At 70.9% G+C, this 15,044-nt stretch carries 16 protein-coding genes and 1 pseudogene; 12 read left to right on the top strand and 5 right to left on the bottom strand.

Annotated features, from left to right (window positions below):
- Positions 1 to 2 precede the first annotated feature (2 nt).
- A complete protein-coding gene (locus tag P3T34_RS03990; protein WP_280664570.1) occupies positions 3 to 470 on the bottom strand; it encodes a flavodoxin family protein in 468 nt (155 codons plus the stop codon).
- Positions 471 to 760: 290 nt separating this feature from the next.
- Between P3T34_RS03990 and P3T34_RS03985 the strand changes: the two genes are divergently transcribed.
- Positions 761 to 1,111 carry a hypothetical protein gene (locus P3T34_RS03985; RefSeq protein ID WP_280664569.1) on the top strand — a complete coding sequence of 117 codons (351 nt, stop codon included), beginning with the start codon at positions 761 to 763 and terminating at the stop codon, positions 1,109 to 1,111.
- A 72-nt stretch (positions 1,112 to 1,183) separates the two neighbouring features.
- Here the strand turns inward: P3T34_RS03985 and P3T34_RS03980 are convergent.
- The 3 genes and pseudogenes from P3T34_RS03980 to P3T34_RS03970 all read right to left on the bottom strand — a co-directional run.
- Positions 1,184 to 1,426 (bottom strand): annotated as a pseudogene (locus tag P3T34_RS03980) (DNA polymerase III); the annotation flags it as partial.
- A 100-nt stretch (positions 1,427 to 1,526) separates the two neighbouring features.
- The gene (locus tag P3T34_RS03975) at positions 1,527 to 2,687 is read right to left on the bottom strand and encodes a transposase (protein WP_280664568.1); all 1,161 of its coding nucleotides are present in this window, start codon (positions 2,685 to 2,687) and stop codon (positions 1,527 to 1,529) included.
- 10 nt (positions 2,688 to 2,697) lie between these two features.
- Positions 2,698 to 3,186, bottom strand: a complete 489-nt coding sequence (locus P3T34_RS03970) for a 3'-5' exonuclease (protein WP_280664567.1) — start codon at positions 3,184 to 3,186, stop codon at positions 2,698 to 2,700.
- 362 nt (positions 3,187 to 3,548) lie between these two features.
- Here P3T34_RS03970 and P3T34_RS03965 point away from each other — a divergent pair, with 362 nt between their 5' ends.
- From P3T34_RS03965 to P3T34_RS03915, 11 genes are all read left to right on the top strand, one after another.
- Positions 3,549 to 4,511, top strand: coding sequence for a zinc ABC transporter substrate-binding protein (locus P3T34_RS03965; RefSeq protein ID WP_280664566.1), 963 nt, complete (start codon positions 3,549 to 3,551; stop codon positions 4,509 to 4,511).
- Positions 4,508 to 5,440: a metal ABC transporter ATP-binding protein gene (locus P3T34_RS03960; RefSeq protein WP_280664565.1), complete on the top strand. Its 933-nt coding sequence runs from the start codon at positions 4,508 to 4,510 to the stop codon at positions 5,438 to 5,440. The genes P3T34_RS03965 and P3T34_RS03960 overlap by 4 nt, the downstream gene beginning before the upstream one ends.
- The gene (locus P3T34_RS03955) at positions 5,424 to 6,353 is read left to right on the top strand and encodes a metal ABC transporter permease (RefSeq protein WP_280664564.1); all 930 of its coding nucleotides are present in this window, start codon (positions 5,424 to 5,426) and stop codon (positions 6,351 to 6,353) included. Before P3T34_RS03960 ends, P3T34_RS03955 begins: the two co-directional genes overlap by 17 nt.
- Entirely contained in the window at positions 6,350 to 7,228 is an 879-nt protein-coding gene (locus tag P3T34_RS03950) for a metal ABC transporter permease (RefSeq protein ID WP_280664563.1), read from the top strand. The genes P3T34_RS03955 and P3T34_RS03950 overlap by 4 nt, the downstream gene beginning before the upstream one ends.
- A 26-nt stretch (positions 7,229 to 7,254) precedes the next feature.
- Positions 7,255 to 7,779 (top strand): Fur family transcriptional regulator, encoded by a 525-nt coding sequence (locus tag P3T34_RS03945; protein WP_280664562.1) that lies wholly within the window; start codon positions 7,255 to 7,257, stop codon positions 7,777 to 7,779.
- Between the two features lie 178 nt (positions 7,780 to 7,957).
- Positions 7,958 to 9,451, top strand: a complete 1,494-nt coding sequence (locus P3T34_RS03940) for a Y4yA family PLP-dependent enzyme (RefSeq protein ID WP_280664561.1) — start codon at positions 7,958 to 7,960, stop codon at positions 9,449 to 9,451.
- Positions 9,448 to 10,767, top strand: a complete 1,320-nt coding sequence (locus tag P3T34_RS03935; protein ID WP_280664560.1) for a pyridoxal-phosphate dependent enzyme — start codon at positions 9,448 to 9,450, stop codon at positions 10,765 to 10,767. Before P3T34_RS03940 ends, P3T34_RS03935 begins: the two co-directional genes overlap by 4 nt.
- Complete coding sequence (locus P3T34_RS03930; protein WP_280664559.1) at positions 10,767 to 11,990, top strand: aminotransferase class V-fold PLP-dependent enzyme; 1,224 nt, start codon at positions 10,767 to 10,769, stop codon at positions 11,988 to 11,990. The genes P3T34_RS03935 and P3T34_RS03930 overlap by 1 nt, the downstream gene beginning before the upstream one ends.
- 138 nt (positions 11,991 to 12,128) lie before the next feature.
- Positions 12,129 to 12,887, top strand: coding sequence for a class I SAM-dependent methyltransferase (locus P3T34_RS03925; RefSeq protein ID WP_280664558.1), 759 nt, complete (start codon positions 12,129 to 12,131; stop codon positions 12,885 to 12,887).
- 186 nt (positions 12,888 to 13,073) lie between these two features.
- On the top strand, positions 13,074 to 13,379 hold the full coding sequence (locus P3T34_RS03920) for a hypothetical protein (RefSeq protein ID WP_280664557.1): 306 nt from the start codon (positions 13,074 to 13,076) through the stop codon (positions 13,377 to 13,379).
- A 128-nt stretch (positions 13,380 to 13,507) separates the two neighbouring features.
- Positions 13,508 to 13,837 (top strand): metalloregulator ArsR/SmtB family transcription factor, encoded by a 330-nt coding sequence (locus P3T34_RS03915; RefSeq protein WP_280664556.1) that lies wholly within the window; start codon positions 13,508 to 13,510, stop codon positions 13,835 to 13,837.
- A gap of 77 nt (positions 13,838 to 13,914) precedes the next feature.
- Here the strand turns inward: P3T34_RS03915 and P3T34_RS03910 are convergent, their stop codons facing one another.
- Positions 13,915 to 14,997, bottom strand: coding sequence for an ABC transporter substrate-binding protein (locus P3T34_RS03910; RefSeq protein WP_280671810.1), 1,083 nt, complete (start codon positions 14,995 to 14,997; stop codon positions 13,915 to 13,917).
- Positions 14,998 to 15,044 lie beyond the last annotated feature (47 nt).

Raw genomic sequence — 15,044 nt, 5'->3', positions numbered from 1 at the left:
ACTTACCGGTAGGAATGAGGTGCCCGCAGCTGCTCGGCGAACGCCCGCGCGGCGGCCAGGTCCCCGACGTTCGGCCGCTGCTTGTTGATACCGCCGACGAGCTTGAAGGGCGTCCAGGTGTCGAACGCCCGGCACGAGAAGCTCCCGTCCACCTCGAAGCCCTTGCCTTCGAGGAGCTGGACCAGGGGGCGGGTGAAAGGCGCCAGCGGTATCTCGGGGAGCCCGCTGGTGGCGAAGGCGAACGCCCGGCCCCGCCTGGTGGGAAGTGCCTTGACGAAGTCGGTCAGGCTGGGGTGGAGCCTGCCGTAGAAGACGCCCGAGCCGAATCCCACGAGCTCGGCGCCGGCCAGCTCCGCCGGCTCGGCCTCCTCGGGGGAGACGACCTTCGCGCCCAGTACCTGGGCCATGGTGTCGGCGACACGACGCGTATTGCCGTGTGAAACGGAGGCGCACACGATGACGGCCTTCATGCTGACGATCCCTTCTCTCGGTTCTGTAGGGAGGACAGCGGAGCGGCGTCAGATGTGACACCACGCGAGTGTGACGGCGGTCACACCGTCGGAGCTGCCAGCTGCCTGCCGGCACGCGGCCCCGTCCTCGAACTCGCCCGCACCGCCGACACCGGCGCGCTCTCGACCATCTTCCTCACCGCCGGCATCGCAGGACTTGCGGTGGCCGTCGAGTTGCCTCTACTGGGCGCCGAGTCGCGAATACTGCCGTGCCCTGAGGCCCACGCCCGTGCCAGGATGCACCGCGTCCCGTGTTCCGCACCCCCGTGGAGCTGCCCTTGCTCGGCGATCGCCGCCCCTTCGCCGCTGTGCTCGCCGCCAACGTCGTCTCCGTCACCGGAAACGCGCTCACCGCGATGGGCGTGTCCGAAGAACTGCGCAGCCGCGTGCTCAGCGCGACAACGGCCTCGACCCTGACGATCACCCCGCTGGGTGGCCTCGCCGCCGGCTTCCTGGTGGACTCGGTCGGTCTGTTCACCACGATGCTGACGTTTGGCGGCGTGTATCTCCTAGCCACGCTGAGCCCCGTGATCTTCCCCGTATGGAGGCAGCTGGACAGCCCCGGCCTGATCCCGCAGGGCTCTGGGACGGAGCTGGGGTAGCACAGCACGACCCGTCGTCTGCCACATGTCTGCTTTTGCCTAGCCTCCGCGTGCAGAGGGACGCCCAGCGCGTCAGCACGGATCCGGCCAGACGCCCCGCTCGGACAGGTGGAGAACGAGGGCGGCGATGTTCCAGGCATCGTCCTCGCCGCGGTGGTGACGGCCTTCGAGCCGCCGCCCGGCGATCTCCAGGGCCTGCGCCATGCCGGGCCGTTTGCGCAGGCCGTAGGCCTCGGTGAAGGCCACCTTGGCGTTGGTGTGGTGCCGGCCGAAGGGATAGGGCGTCCGGGTGTGCTGGCACTGCCGGGTCAACTTCTCGGCCCTGAAGGACCGAGCGTGTCACCCGGTCCTGGAGCTCTGATTGCAAGTCGTACTCGCGGCTGGCTGCCGCGGGTCGCCTGCGTCCTGCGCCGTGCTAGGCGTGTCGCCTGACGGTGCTGGGGCAGTTGACTCTGCCCCGCTGCCACACAGCATCGGCCCTGTGGGCGATGTTGCGGGAGGCGTTGAGGTCCGCGTTCATGACGCTCCCGCAGGAGCGGCACGCGAACCAGGACTGCGACACCCTGTTCGATCGATGGGTGTGCCAACACTGCGAGCACTGGCGGGAGGTGTTGCGGGGGTCCACATGGACCACCGCCACACCCGCACGCCGCGCCTTGTACTCGACGAAGCCGCCGAGCTGGGCGAACGCCCAGGAGTGCAGTCGATACCGCTGGTCCTTCTTGGCCGTAACCCTCTGCCGGATGCCCTTGAGGTCTTCGAGGGCGATCCCGCACGAGGTGCGTTCAGCGGTCGTGACGATGGTCTTGGAGATGCAGTGGTTGGTGTCGGTGGCGAAGCGGGACTCGCGCCGGCGCAGCGCCTTCAGTCGGCGTTTGGCGGATTTGGTGCGTTTGGCCTGCAGGTTGGCGACGGTGGTGCGCATCCGCTTGCGGTAGCGGTCCACCCGGCGCCCGGACATGATCTGGCCGTCGCTGGTGGTCGCGATGTTGACGATCCCCAGGTCCACGCCGATCCAACCGGTCGGCTCGGACACCGGGGGCTCAAGCAGCTCGACGGTGGCGTACAGGAACCACTGGCCGTCCCGCAGCACCAGATCCGACTCGCCCTTACGCGAGGCGAGGAGCTCCAACGCCTGCGGCGAGCACACGAACGGGATGCCCTTGATCCGCCCGGCAACCGTCCAGATGGACACGGTCCGATCGTCCAGGTTCCACGTCAGCATCCGGTCGTCGAACGGCTGCGCCGCGTCCTCGCGAAAGCCGATCGGCTTGGATTCCGCTTTGCGCCGGGACTTGCCCGTCAACTGACCGCTGCGGATGTTCCCCGCGAGCGTCGCGTACGCGTCGCACACCTTCTTGACGGTGCGGACCGCCGCCTGCGCACCGAGGTCGAACTCGGCCTTCAGCCGGTAGTACACCTCATCGTGCAGGTCGTTGCGCCGGACCTTCCCGGTCCGGAACGCGATCTCCGAGGCGAGGCGCGCGCCCCGGTTGCAGGCTCGCAGCGTCGCCGCCATCGCATCCGCGTCATACGCGGACCGGGGCAGCAGCTTCACCTGTGCCACGATCTTCACGCCGAGGACACTAGTAGACCCAAACGGGCCAGCGCAAAACCACGTCCGCGCCCCACCGCACGGCGGTCCGCCTGGCGGCGAAACGCCGCAACTCGCCCTGCCACGCAGGCAATCCAATTCCTCCCTGGCCCGAAGGCCAGGGCCTCCTTGGAGGTAATCCGGTGAACTGGTTGCGGTCGTAGTCGCCCCAACTGGCCCACGGGCGGGACCCGGCGTGGTGCTCGACCGCCAGCAGCCGACACGCCTCGGCGAAGCCGACCCCTCCGTCCACCTCGTCTTGCGTGAGGCCGGTCAAGTCCGTGCAGAACTCGCTGACCGTGGACCGGACGGGACGCACCAGGATCCGATGCCGGGCGAGGCGCTCCGCGGTCGCCAGGTCGACGACGGTCAGCCCGATCTCGATGATCTCGCTGACCGCGCCCGGCGGTTGGCCGCCGGCCCAACAGGTGGCTTCAACATCCACGACGTTCAGGAGGCGCTCGGCCCCGGTGCTGTCCATGGCGGGAAGCGTAGGGACGAGCGGTGGTCGGGGCATCTGGATTTTCCCGCTGTGCCGGGGGCGCGGCGCTGTCGGTGGATCGGCGGGATATCTGATGTGCGGTCACGGTGTCCTCGTTCGAAGCGCAGGGGAGATGGGCCTGGCGAGGAGGGGGGCGGGCGCGCGATGCGACCTACCTGGCGTCGGCCTCCGGCGACGGGGGTGCCAGGTCAAAGTTCGGTAATGATTTTCATCTCGGACTCAATCGAACTGGTTTTGAAAATCGTTACCGTCTAGCGTGAGCGTCGTCCACCGAGGCGGGCCCCTCCACACGGGGTCCGCACCCGGTTGTTGTGCACCAGTCCTGAGGAGTACCCGAAATCATGCGCACCGTCCTGCCCGCCGCTGTCCGCAGACACCCCGCTCGCCTCGCGCTGACCGCGGCCGCGGTCGTCGCCCTCGCGGCCACCAGCGCCTGCTCCACCTCCTCCACGCCGAAGACGAGCGCGTCCGGAGCCTCCGGTTCCAAGACCATCCAGGTGGTGGCGGCGGAGAACTTCTGGGGCAGCATCGCCACCCAGCTCGGCGGCTCGCACGTGAAGGTGTCGAGCATCATCACCAACCCGGACACCGACCCGCACTCCTACGAGCCGACGGCCGCCGACGGCCGCACGATCGCGGGCGCGGACTTCGCGATCACCAACGGGATCGGCTACGACGCGTGGTCGGACAAGCTGCTCGCCGCCAACCCCAACAGCGCCCGCACCGCCCTCAAGGTCGGCGACCTGGTGGGCAAGAAGGAGGGTGACAACCCCCACCAGTGGTACTCGCACGCCAGCGTCTACAAGGTGATCGACCAGATCACCGCCGACTACCAGAAGATAGACCCGGCTGACGCGGCCTACTTCGACACCCAGAAGCAGACCTTCGAGAACCAGACGCTGGCGCAGTACAACCAGCTCGAAACGGACATCAAGACCAAGTACGCCGGCACCCCGATCGGCGCCTCCGAGTCGATCGTCACCCCGCTGGCGGAGAGCGTGGGCCTCAAAATGCTCACCCCCGAGACGTTCCTGGACGCGGAGAGCGAGGGCACCGACCCGACCGCCGCCGACAAGACCCTGATCGACCAGCAGATCGCCACCAAGGCGATCAAGATCTACGTCTTCAACACCCAGAACTCCGACCCGGACGTGGTGGCCCAGGTCAACGCGGCCAAGGCGCAGGGCATCCCGGTCGCCCAGGTCACCGAGACCCTCGCGCCGGCCAGCAGCACCTTCCAGGACTGGCAGGTCAAGGAGCTGCAGGGCATCGAGGACGCACTGAAGGCGGCGACGGGCAAGTGAGCATTCACCCGACCGAGAAGGCTCGAACGGACCAGGACCGCTCCGTCCCCGTCGCCACGTCGCCGGCACCCGGCGCGGAGCCGGTGCTGTCCCTGCGCGGCGCGGCCGTGCGGGTGGGCGGGCGGACCCTCTGGTCGGGTGTCGATCTGACCGTGGGGGCCGGGGAGTTCACCGCCGTGCTGGGCCCCAACGGGGTCGGCAAGTCGACCCTGGTGAAGGTGCTGCTCGGGGTGCTCCCGGCGGCAGCCGGCGAGGTGCGGGTGCTCGGCGGCGCGCCCGGGGCGCACAGCAGCGCAGTGGGGTACCTGCCGCAGCGCCGCAGCTTCGACGCGAGCGTGCGCATCCGCGGGGTGGACGTGGTGCGGCTGGGCCTGGACGGGGATCAGTGGGGGATCCCCGTCCCGGGCCTGGGTCGTGCCAGGCGGCGGGCGGCGGGTGCCCGCGTCGAGGCGGTGATCGAGCTGGTGGGCGCCGCAGCGTACGCGCACCGGCCGATCGGCCAGTGCTCGGGCGGCGAGCAGCAGCGCCTGCTGATCGCCCAGGCGCTGATACGGCGCCCCCAAGTGCTGCTCCTGGACGAACCCTTGGACAGCCTGGACCTGCCCAACCAGAGCGCGATCGCGGCGCTGCTGGGCCGGATCTGCCACCAGGAGCAGGTGGCGGTGGTGATGGTCGCGCACGACGTGAACCCGATACTCCACCACCTGGACCGGGTGGTCTACATCGCCGAGGGCGGCGCCGTCTCCGGCTCGCCGACCGAGGTGATCACCTCCGAGACGCTGACCCGCCTGTACCGCACGCCGGTTGAGGTGCTGCACACCAGTGACGGCCGGCTGGTGGTGGTCGGTCAGCCCGAGGCGCCGGCGCTGCACAGCGACCGCCACGCCGAGCTGGGCCTGGGAGGTGCGGTTCGTGCTGCTGGCATCTGATGCTGCGTCACCCATCTTCTCCTGGAACCTGATTGCGGACTTCCAGGACATCTGCTCCTACCTGTACATGGTGAACGCCTTCCGGGCCGGCCTGGTGGTGTCCGTCGTCTGCGCGGTGGTGGGCTGGTTCATGGTGCTGCGCCGCCAGACGTTCGCCGGGCACACCCTGTCGGTGGCCGCCTTCCCCGGCGCGGCGCTCGCCACGCTGGCCGGATTCAGCCTCACGCTCGGCTACTTCGGCTTCTGCGTCGGAGCGGCGCTGGTCATCGCGGCGCTCGGGCGCAAGGGGCGCGAGAGCGGCGCGGAGGAGTCCGCCGTCACCGGGACGGTGCAGGCGTTCGCCCTGGCCTGCGGCTTCCTCTTCATCAGTCTCTACAAGGGCCTGCTGGAGGGGCCCACCGCCCTGCTGTTCGGCGACTTCCTGGGCATCACCACCGGCCAGGTGCTGGTGCTGGCGATCGCCGGCGTGCTGGTCCTCGCCGTGCTGGCGCTGATCGGCCGGCCGCTGCTGTTCGCCTCGATCGATCCCGAGGTGGCTGCCGGGCGCGGCGTGCCGGTGCGGCTGCTGGGTGCGGTCTTCCTGGTGCTGCTGGGCGCGGCGACCGCCGAGGCCAGCGAGATGACCGGGACGCTGCTGGTCTTCGCGCTGATGGTGATACCCGCCGCCACCGCCCAACAGCTCACCGCCCGGCCTGCGTTGAGCATGCTGCTGGCCGTCCTGCTCGCGCTGGGCGCCTGCTGGGCCGGGCTGGTCGCCGCGTACTACCAGCCCTACCCGCTGGGGTTCTTCGTCACCGGCTTCGCGTTCACCGGCTACGTCCTGGCGCACCTGCTGCGCTGGGCCCGCGAGGCCTGGGGGCGGCGCGCGGCGCCCCCAGGCAGCGCGCTGCCCGCCATCGGAGGCACCGTATGAGTTCCGTGTTCACCCAGCCGTTCTTCCAGCACGCCCTGCTGGCCGGCACGTTCATCGCGCTCGCCTGCGGCCTGGTGGGCTACTTCCTGGTCCTGCGCGCCCAGCTCTTCACCGGCGACGCGCTCAGCCACGTCGCGTTCACCGGTGCGATGGCGGCCCTGGCCGGCGGGTACGACCTGCGGCTCGGCCTGTTCGCCGCCACCATCGGCGTCGGGCTGCTGATCGGCGGGCTCGGGCGACGCGGTCGGCCGGACGACGTGGTGATCGGCAACGTCTTCGCCTGGATCCTCGGCCTGGGCGCGTTCTTCCTGACCATCTACACCACCTCCCGCAGCGGCTCCGGCCAGGGCGGTGCGGGCACCAGCGTGCTCTTCGGCTCGATATTCGGCCTGCACGGTGACCAGACCTCCGTGGCCGTCGCCATCGCGAGCGTCGTCTGCCTGCTGATCCTGCTGATCGCCCGGCCGCTGCTCTTCGCCACCCTGGACGAAGCCGTCGCCGCCGCCCGCGGGGTCCCGGTACGCCTGCTCGGCTTCGGCTTCCTCGCCCTGGTCGGCGCCACCGCCGGTGAGGCCACCCAGGCGGTCGGCTCGCTCCTGCTGCTCGGCCTGCTCGCCGCCCCGGCCGGCGCCGCGATCCGCCTCACCGACCGCCCGTTCCGCGCTCTCGCGCTCTCCGCCGGCCTCGCGGTCGCCGAGATGTGGGGCGGGCTGCTCATCAGCGCGCAGTTCCCGAAGCTGCCGCCGAGCTTCGCCATCATGGCCACCGCAAGCGCGGTCTATGCCGCCACCTTCCTCAAGCGGCCCAGGCGCGCGGGCTCGGCTCCGAACCTCTCTCAGCCTCCGGCCGGGGAGAGGGCCATGACAGCGGCCTGACCGCCAACTCGCAACGGGGGAACACCGTGCACGACACCCACGCCTCCGCGCTCGCGGCGACAGCTGATCGCCGGGCGGTCAACGCGGCCACCACCGCGGTCGACCGCGCCACCGGCCCACCGCCGCCGCCGCCACCGGACGCGGCCGAGATGCTCTGGCGACCGACACCCCAGCGCACCGAAGTCCTCCAAGCACTGGCCGGCTACCAGGAGTTCATCAGTGCCCAGTTACTGCACGCCGGGATGCTGGTGGCCGGCTCGCGGGTGGGTCTGAGCACCGTCTACCGCACGCTCACCGCGCTCGCCGCAGGCGGCCGGGCAGACGTGGTCCGCGACTCCAACGGCGAGCGCCTCTTCCGCTACCGCCCCGATGCCGACCACCGCCACTACCTGCTGTGCCGCCGGTGCGGGATCAGCGTCCCGGTGGACGCCGGCCCGGTCGAGAGCTGGGTCGACACGATCGCACAGACCTCCGGCTTCGCGGACGTCCAGCACACCGTGGAGCTGGCCGGAATCTGTACGGGCTGCGCGGCGGCGCAGGCCGGCAGCTGAACTCCCGGGCCGGGCGCCCGGGCCCGACGGCTGTTGACACGCGGCCTGTCTTCGAGCGGGCGGAGCGGCTACCGTTGCGGACGCGGTGGTGCGGGGCGTGGACGCGTTCCCGCCCCGCCGGCACGCGCGCGCCCGGAGCACGTCGTTCCGGTGGGAGGGGCAGGGGAGTCACGTCGCCATGCAACAGCCGCCGTTACCTGACGAACCGCTGTACCTGGAACCGCGCCTGGAGCCGCTGCTCCGATCGGCCCTGGACTCCACCGGCCTGCTGCACACGCTGGTGGACGCGCTGGGTTCCCCGCTCAACGTCGTGCTCCCCGAGCAACTGGCCGAGAACGTCGCGCGGTTCCGCGCGGTCCACCGACGCCACCACCTCTCGGGAGAGATCTACTTCGCGCACAAGGCGAACCGCTCCAGCGCACTGGTCCGCCAACTCGCCGCGACCGACGCGGGCATCGACGTCGCCTCGGCAGCCGAGCTGCAGCACGCGCTCGGCGCCGGGTTCACCGGCCCCCGGATCATGGCGACCGGCCCCAAGAACCCGGAGTTCCTCTGGCTGGCCGCCCGGGTCGGCGCCACCGTCAACCTCGACTCCCAGGCCGAGCTGGAGCAACTGTCCGCGCTGGTCCGCAAGCAGGGGCTGCCCCGGGTGCCGGTCCTGCTGCGCCTGTCGGGTTTTCGCTCACCGGGCACGGCGGTGCTCAGCCGGCCCAGCCGCTTCGGCACCGACCTCGCCGAGTCGGCCGCGCTGCTCGACGCGGTCGAGCGGCATCAGGACGCCATCGAGCTGACCGGCGCCGCCTACCACCTCGACACCGTCGGCCTGCCGGAGAAGGCGGTCGCGCTGGAGGCCTGCGTCCGCGTGCTGGACGAGTGCCGGCGGCGCGGCCTGCGCCCCGCAGCCGTGGACATCGGCGGCGGCTTCGGCGTCAACTACCTGGCCAGCCAAGCCCAGTGGGAGCGCTACACGACCGAGCTGAGCGAGTCCGTGCTCGGTCGGCGGCCCGCACTGACCTGGCAGCGGCACGGCTACGGGCTGCGCGCGGAGTCGGGCCGGCTGCGCGGCGCGCTGAGCCTCTACCCGGCCCACCGGGCGGTCGCCGCCGACGGCTATCTCGACGAGCTGCTGTCGCTCGACGCGCCCTCGCTCGGCCGCCCGCTCGCCACCTTGCTGCTGGAGAACCTCTACGACCTGCACATCGAGCCCGGCCGTGCGCTGGTCGACCAGTGCGGCGCGGTGCTGGCGAAGGTCGTCGAGGTCCGCCGCACCCCGGCCGGTGAGCCGCTGGTCCGGCTGGACTTGAACGCCGCCGATGTCGGTCTCGAACAGCACGGCGTGCTGATGGATCCGCTGCTCGTCCCGCGTCAGGCCCCGGCGCACGCCCCGGCGCCGACCGGGGCAGGGGGCGCGGTCGGTGTCTACCTGGTCGGAAACCTCTGCCTGGAGAGCGACCTGATCACCCGGCGCCAGGTCTTCCTCCCCGAACTGCCGCGCGCCGGCGACCTGCTGGCCTTCGCCAACACCGCCGGCTACTGCATGGACTTCACCGCGAACCGGGCGATGCGCCAGCCCATCGCCCGCACCGCCGCCCTCTACCGGGAGAGCGGATCCTGGCGGTGGCGGCTTGACGACCAGTACTGGCCCGTCCACGCCCTGGGGGAGACAAGGTGAGATACGACAGCATCACCGAGGCGATCGGCGACACTCCGCTGGTGCGGATCGATGAGCAGGTACACGGCCTGCGGAACATCGACCTGTACGCCAAGTTGGAGATGCTCAACCCGTTCGGCTCGGTGAAGGACCGCGCCGCGTGGCAGATGACCCGCCAGGCGCTGCCCGCCGCCGTCGAGCGCGGGGACACCATCGTCGAACTGTCCAGCGGCAACACGGCCAAGGCGCTCGCGCTGATCGCCGGGATGCACGGGCTGCCCTTCAGGAGCGTGACCAACCGGATGAAGGTGCCGGAGGTCAAGGAGCTGCTCCTGCTGCTCGGTGCCGAGATCGAGGAACTGCCGGGCCAGGCCGAGTGCCTGGACCCGACCGACCCCGACGATCCGCTCACCCGGGTGCACCGGATGCTCTCCGAGGCGGACGGCGGCTACCTACACACCGACCAGTACTACAGCGCGCTCAACACGCAGGCGCACCTGACCGGTACCGGTCCGGAGATCCTGCGCGACCTGGACGGGCGGGCCCCCGACCACTTCATCGCCTGCGTCGGCACGGCCGGTTCGTCCACCGGCGTGGCCGCCGCACTGCGGGCCGGCGATCCCGGGGTCGAGGTGCTCGGGCTGGTCGCCCACAAGTCCGACTTCATCCCGGGCATCCGCACCATCGACGAGGTGCACGAGGTCGGCCTCTTCGACCCGGCCACCTATGACGCGATCGAGTCGGTGACCTCCGACGAGGCGATCGACGGCATGCTCACCCTGATCCGCCGCTGCGGCCTGCTGGCCGGCCCGACCGGCGGCGCCGCGTACTACGGCGCGGTGCGCCATCTGCGCTCTCTGGACGCCGAGTTGACCGGGCGCCGGACCGCCGTCTTCATCGTCTGCGACCGGGTGGAGAGCTATCTGAGCTATATCCGCCGGCGCCGCCCGGAGCTGTTCAACCAGCCGCCGCGCCCCAACTCCGTCGCCACGCTGACCGCCGCCGACCTCGCCGCCGCCCGGGCGGTCGACGTGGAGGCGGCGCGCAAGTGGATCGCCGCCGAGCGCCCGCTGGTGGTCGACCTGCGCGGCCCGTTCGCCTACGCCGCGCTGCACATCGAGGGCTCGATCAACATCGTGGACGAGCTGTTCGACGAACTCCTGCACGGCGGGCTCCCGTTCAGCCGGACCCAACCCGTGCTGCTGGCCTGCCCGGTGGGCGAGAAGTCGCTCGCCTACGCGGCTCTGCTGACCCGGATGGGACACCGCGACGCGCGCAGCCTGGCGGGTGGCGTGGTCGGCTGGCGCGACGCGGGCGCTCCGCTGGTGCGGGACTGATGGGCGAGGCGAACAAGGCGAACGAGACGAGCAACGCGAACGAGACGATCGACGAACTGCGGGACTGGCAGCGCGCGTTGCGTGAGCAGTTCCCGATCGTCGTGGACCACCCCGAGCTGGCCTACCTGGACAGTGCGGCGACCGCGCAGAAGCCGCGGGCCGTGCTCGACGCCGCACGGAACTACCTGACCACCGCCAACGCCAATGCCGGGCGCGGCAGTTACCCGTGGGCCAACCGCACCACCGCGCTGGTGGAACAGGCCCGCAGGCGGGTCGCCCGCTTCCTCGGCGACAGTGCTCCGGACAGCTCGGCGGTGCACTTCACCGGCGGTACGAGCGAGGGCCTGCGCACGGTGGCCAGGGACTGGCTGGCCGAGCAGCTGAGCGACGGGGACGAGATCATCGTGCCGTTCGCCGACCACCAGGCCAATCTGCACCCCTGGTTGGAGGCGCAGCGCCTGCTCGCGGCCCGCGGCACGCGGATCACCGTGCGCGAGCTGCCGTACCAGGCGTCCTCGCACGACTACGATCCGGCGGCCCTCGCCGAGCTGGTCACCGAGCGGACCGCGTTCGTCGCCGCCACGCACGTCCACCACGTCTACGGCGGCGACATGAACGTCCACCGGATCCGCGAGGCGGTCGGACCCCGGGTCCCGGTCTGCCTGGACGCCGCGCAGGCCGTCGGCCACCTGCCGGTGGACGTCGGCCGGCTCGACGTCGACTTCGTGGTCTTCTCCGGCCACAAGGCGATGGCCCTGCCGGGCATCGGCGCCGTCTGGGCGCGCAACGCCCGAGGGCCGAGGTTCGAGCCCGGCGGCTGGGCCGGCACCCCGAACACCAGCGGCATCGTCAGCCTGGTGGCGGCCCTGGACTGGCTGGACGAGGCCGGTGTGCAGCAGATCGAACGCTGGACGGTCGCGCTGGCCGCCTGCCTCACCGAAGGGCTGCGCCACCTGGACCGCTATGAGGTGCTCGGCTGCCAACTGAGCCTGGCCGCGCACTCGCTGGTCCAGCAGCGGCACGGGATCGTGAGCTTCCGGCACCACGGGATCCGGTCCGACGACCTGGGGTTCGTGCTGGCCGACCACGGTCTCCTGGTCCGCGCCGACAGCCTCTGCCAGGCCGGAGCCGCCGCGCGGGAAGGCACGGTCCGGGTGAGCCTGCACGCCTACAACACGCCGGAGGAGATCGACCGCCTGCTCGACGTGCTGCGGAGGAGCTGACGCCGCCTCCGGTGGCAGGACACAGGCAGGACACAGGCCGGGGCGGGCCCCTGACCCATCATTCGAAACGGTTTTCGTTTCCATCTAGAGCTACGATAGGAGCCGAGAGAGCCGGGCCCGGCGAGCCGAGGAGTAGCGATGGGTGTCAGCATGGCGTTGGCCGAGGCCTGGGTGCGCCGTTGGGAGCGCCAGCAGGAGCGGTACGCGGTGGACCGCGAGGAGCGCTTCACGGTGATCGCCGATGTGGTCGAGTCGGTGACCGTGGGCCACCCGGAGCCGCTCCTGGTCGACCTCGGCAGCGGGCCCGGCTCGCTCTCGATGCGGCTGTCCGCCCGCCTGCCGCACGCGCGGATCCTCGCGGTCGACGTCGACCCGCTGCTCCTGGAACTCGGCCGCACCCACGCGCCGGACGCCGCCCGCTATGTCGAGGCGCTGATCGGCGAGGAGGGCTGGCTCGCGGCGCTGGACCTGGATGGGCCGCTGGACGCCGCCGTCTCCACCACGGCCCTGCACTACCCGGAGCCGGATCGGCTGCGCGCGATCTACCGTGAGCTGGCGGCCGTGCTGCGCCCGGGCGGGGTGCTGGTCAACGGGGACCACCTGGCGCCCGCGGACCCGGCGCTCGCCGGCCTCGCCGCGGCCGTCGGCCGCTCCCGCGAGCGGCGCCAGGGCTCGGGCAGCGGCGAGGACTGGGCGAGCTGGTGGGCCGACGCGCGCGAGGTCCCCGAGTTCGCCGACCTGATGGCGGCCCGCGAGCTGCGGCCGGCCCCGGCGAGCGGTGACGGCAACGGCCTGTCGGTGCGCGGGCACGAGGAGCTGCTGCGCGAGGCGGGGTTCCGCGAGGTCGGCACGGTGTGGCGGTGCGGGGACAGCTGCGTCCTGGTGGCGGTGCGCTGACGTGGTGCGGGCCGCGTTGAATTCAGGACGATGAATTCAGGACATCGTGAGCTTCAGTGGGTGCGGTGAGTGCAACACATGCATACATCGCTATATGCTGACCTGTAGATGTTCCGCAGCAGCCATCCCGGAGGCACGCGTGCCGCGGCCGGCATGGCACCAGAGACCAGAAGGAGCGTTCCTCAGATGTCCTCCGCTACGCAGCACGAGACGCACACCGACCACCCGCACACGCACGGCGAAGGCTGTGGTCACGTCGCCATCCCGCACGGCGACCACGTCGACTACGCGCACGACAGCCACATCCACCGGGTGCACGACGGCCACGCGGACGAGTGCGCGGTTGCCGAGCACACGGTGCACGAGGGTCACGAGGGCCACCAGCACGGGGCGCAGTGCGGTCACGTGGCCGTGCCGCACGAGGGCCATGTCGACTACATCCACGACGGGCACCGCCATGCGAGCCACGAGGGGCACTGGGACGACCACTGACGATCACTGACGATCGCGGGAACGTCGGGCGGGTCGGCTCTTCGGGGCCGGCCCGCCCTCGGCGTTCCCGCCAAGAGCGCTCGGCCGTGGAGGGGATGATATCCATTACCAGGTATTAAGGTATGCATATGGCGATGCACCCAGCCCCCAGCGGTCAGCAGGACGAGCCGCACGCCGATCTCCAGGCCGCCAGCGATCTGCTGCGCGCCCTGGCCGCGCCGGTACGCCTGGGCATCGTGCGCGAACTGGCCGGCGGCCGCAGGCGGGTCTACGAGCTCGTCGAAGCCCTCGGCGTGAGTCAGCCCCTGGTCTCGCAGCACCTGAGAGTCCTGCGGACCTCGCGGATCGTCACGGCCCACCGAAGATCCCGCGAGATCGAGTACTCGCTCACGGACGAGCACGTCGCGCACATCGTGCTGGACGCGATCCGGCACGCAGCCGAGCCTGAATCTCCCTGATTGCCCGCGACGCGGTGACACAGCCCCGTCGCCCGGCCGCAACGAGGCGGACCGGGCGGGAGGCGGTACAGCGGGTGTCAGCCGTTCGCGTCGGCCGGGGTCGTCGTGGTGGTGAAGCCCTCGGACTTGTTGGCCGCGATGGCGAAGTCATTGGTGAAGGTCGGACCCAGGTTGACGGAGTCGGTCTTCACGCCGACCAGCTTCTCGGTCGCCAGGACGGTCTTGGGGCCACCGGCCGGCATGATGCCGTCCGGCAGGAACTGGCCCTTGTCCTCGGTGAGCGCGGCGATGTAGTCGTCCTTGGACACCGTGCCGTTCGAGACGTAGGAGGGCGGCAGAGCGCCCGCGATGTCGGCGGCGGAGTGCGTGTCGATCCAGTGCATCGTGGCGACCAGCGCGTCGACCACCTTCTGTGCGGCGTCCTTGTGGGAGCTCACCCAGGCGCTCGTGGCGAGCACGCCCGCCGAGGGCCAGGTGCCGCCCATTGCCTGCTGGGCGCCGGCGGTGGTGGCCAGGTCGACCGCCGAGTAGCCGATCTTCTTCTTCTCCATGGCGACCACCGTCGGCTGGGTGGTCATGACGCAGGCGGTCTTGCCATTCTGCAGGGCGGCGACCGCGGTGGCTCCGGCGCCGACGCCGATCCGGGTGTACTGGCTGGTCTTGAGGTTGTTCTGCCCGGCCAGGAACTGGGTGAGGGTGTCGGTGCCCGAGCCGAGGTCGGTGACGCCGAGGGTCTTGCCGGCCCAGTCGGCGGCCGAGTGGACGCCGCTGTTGGTGGCGCACATCTCGCGCTCGCCCGGTGCCCCGGAGAGGTTGACGATGTCCTCCACCGCCTTGCCCTTCACCTGGAAGTCGATGGTGTGGACGTACCACGCGCCGGCCATGTCGACCTGGCCCGAGGCCATCGCGTCCTCGGCGCCGACGCCGCCGTCGGTCTCGGTGCTGAGCACGACGTTGACGCCGTACTTCTTGTAGAAGCCGAGCTGGTCGGCGAGCTTGTACGGCAGGTAGATCTGCTTGTCGATGCCGCCGACCATCAGTCTGACCGTCGGCACGCCGGCGCTGGCGCTGGAGGCGCCCGTCGAGCCGGAGCAGGCGGTGAGTGCGGCACAGAGGGTGAGGGCGCCGGCCAGTGAGCTGGTGAGAGTCCGCTTGAACATGGGGGTCACGTCCCGTTCGTGGTGGGGGAGTTCGGGTGGTCTGGCAG

Source organism: Kitasatospora sp. MAP12-44, from assembly GCF_029892095.1.
In the GTDB taxonomy this organism is placed as follows: domain Bacteria; phylum Actinomycetota; class Actinomycetes; order Streptomycetales; family Streptomycetaceae; genus Kitasatospora.
The sequence above is the reverse complement of the archived record's forward strand: the minus strand, read 5'-3'. Positions and strand labels throughout refer to the sequence as shown.

What these genes read in the sequence shown, in the direction of transcription:
- P3T34_RS03925 (WP_280664558.1), top strand. Translation starts at nt 12,129, where the DNA reads ATGGGTGTCAGCATGGCGTTGGCCGAGGCCTGGGTGCGCCGTTGGGAG.
- P3T34_RS03950 (WP_280664563.1), top strand. Translation starts at nt 6,350, where the DNA reads ATGAGTTCCGTGTTCACCCAGCCGTTCTTCCAGCACGCCCTGCTGGCC.
- P3T34_RS03965 (WP_280664566.1), top strand. Translation starts at nt 3,549, where the DNA reads ATGCGCACCGTCCTGCCCGCCGCTGTCCGCAGACACCCCGCTCGCCTC.
- P3T34_RS03915 (WP_280664556.1), top strand. Translation starts at nt 13,508, where the DNA reads ATGGCGATGCACCCAGCCCCCAGCGGTCAGCAGGACGAGCCGCACGCC.
- P3T34_RS03990 (WP_280664570.1), bottom strand. Translation starts at nt 470, where the DNA reads ATGAAGGCCGTCATCGTGTGCGCCTCCGTTTCACACGGCAATACGCGT.
- P3T34_RS03970 (WP_280664567.1), bottom strand. Translation starts at nt 3,186, where the DNA reads ATGGACAGCACCGGGGCCGAGCGCCTCCTGAACGTCGTGGATGTTGAA.
- P3T34_RS03930 (WP_280664559.1), top strand. Translation starts at nt 10,767, where the DNA reads ATGGGCGAGGCGAACAAGGCGAACGAGACGAGCAACGCGAACGAGACG.
- P3T34_RS03920 (WP_280664557.1), top strand. Translation starts at nt 13,074, where the DNA reads ATGTCCTCCGCTACGCAGCACGAGACGCACACCGACCACCCGCACACG.
- P3T34_RS03940 (WP_280664561.1), top strand. Translation starts at nt 7,958, where the DNA reads ATGCAACAGCCGCCGTTACCTGACGAACCGCTGTACCTGGAACCGCGC.
- P3T34_RS03910 (WP_280671810.1), bottom strand. Translation starts at nt 14,997, where the DNA reads ATGTTCAAGCGGACTCTCACCAGCTCACTGGCCGGCGCCCTCACCCTC.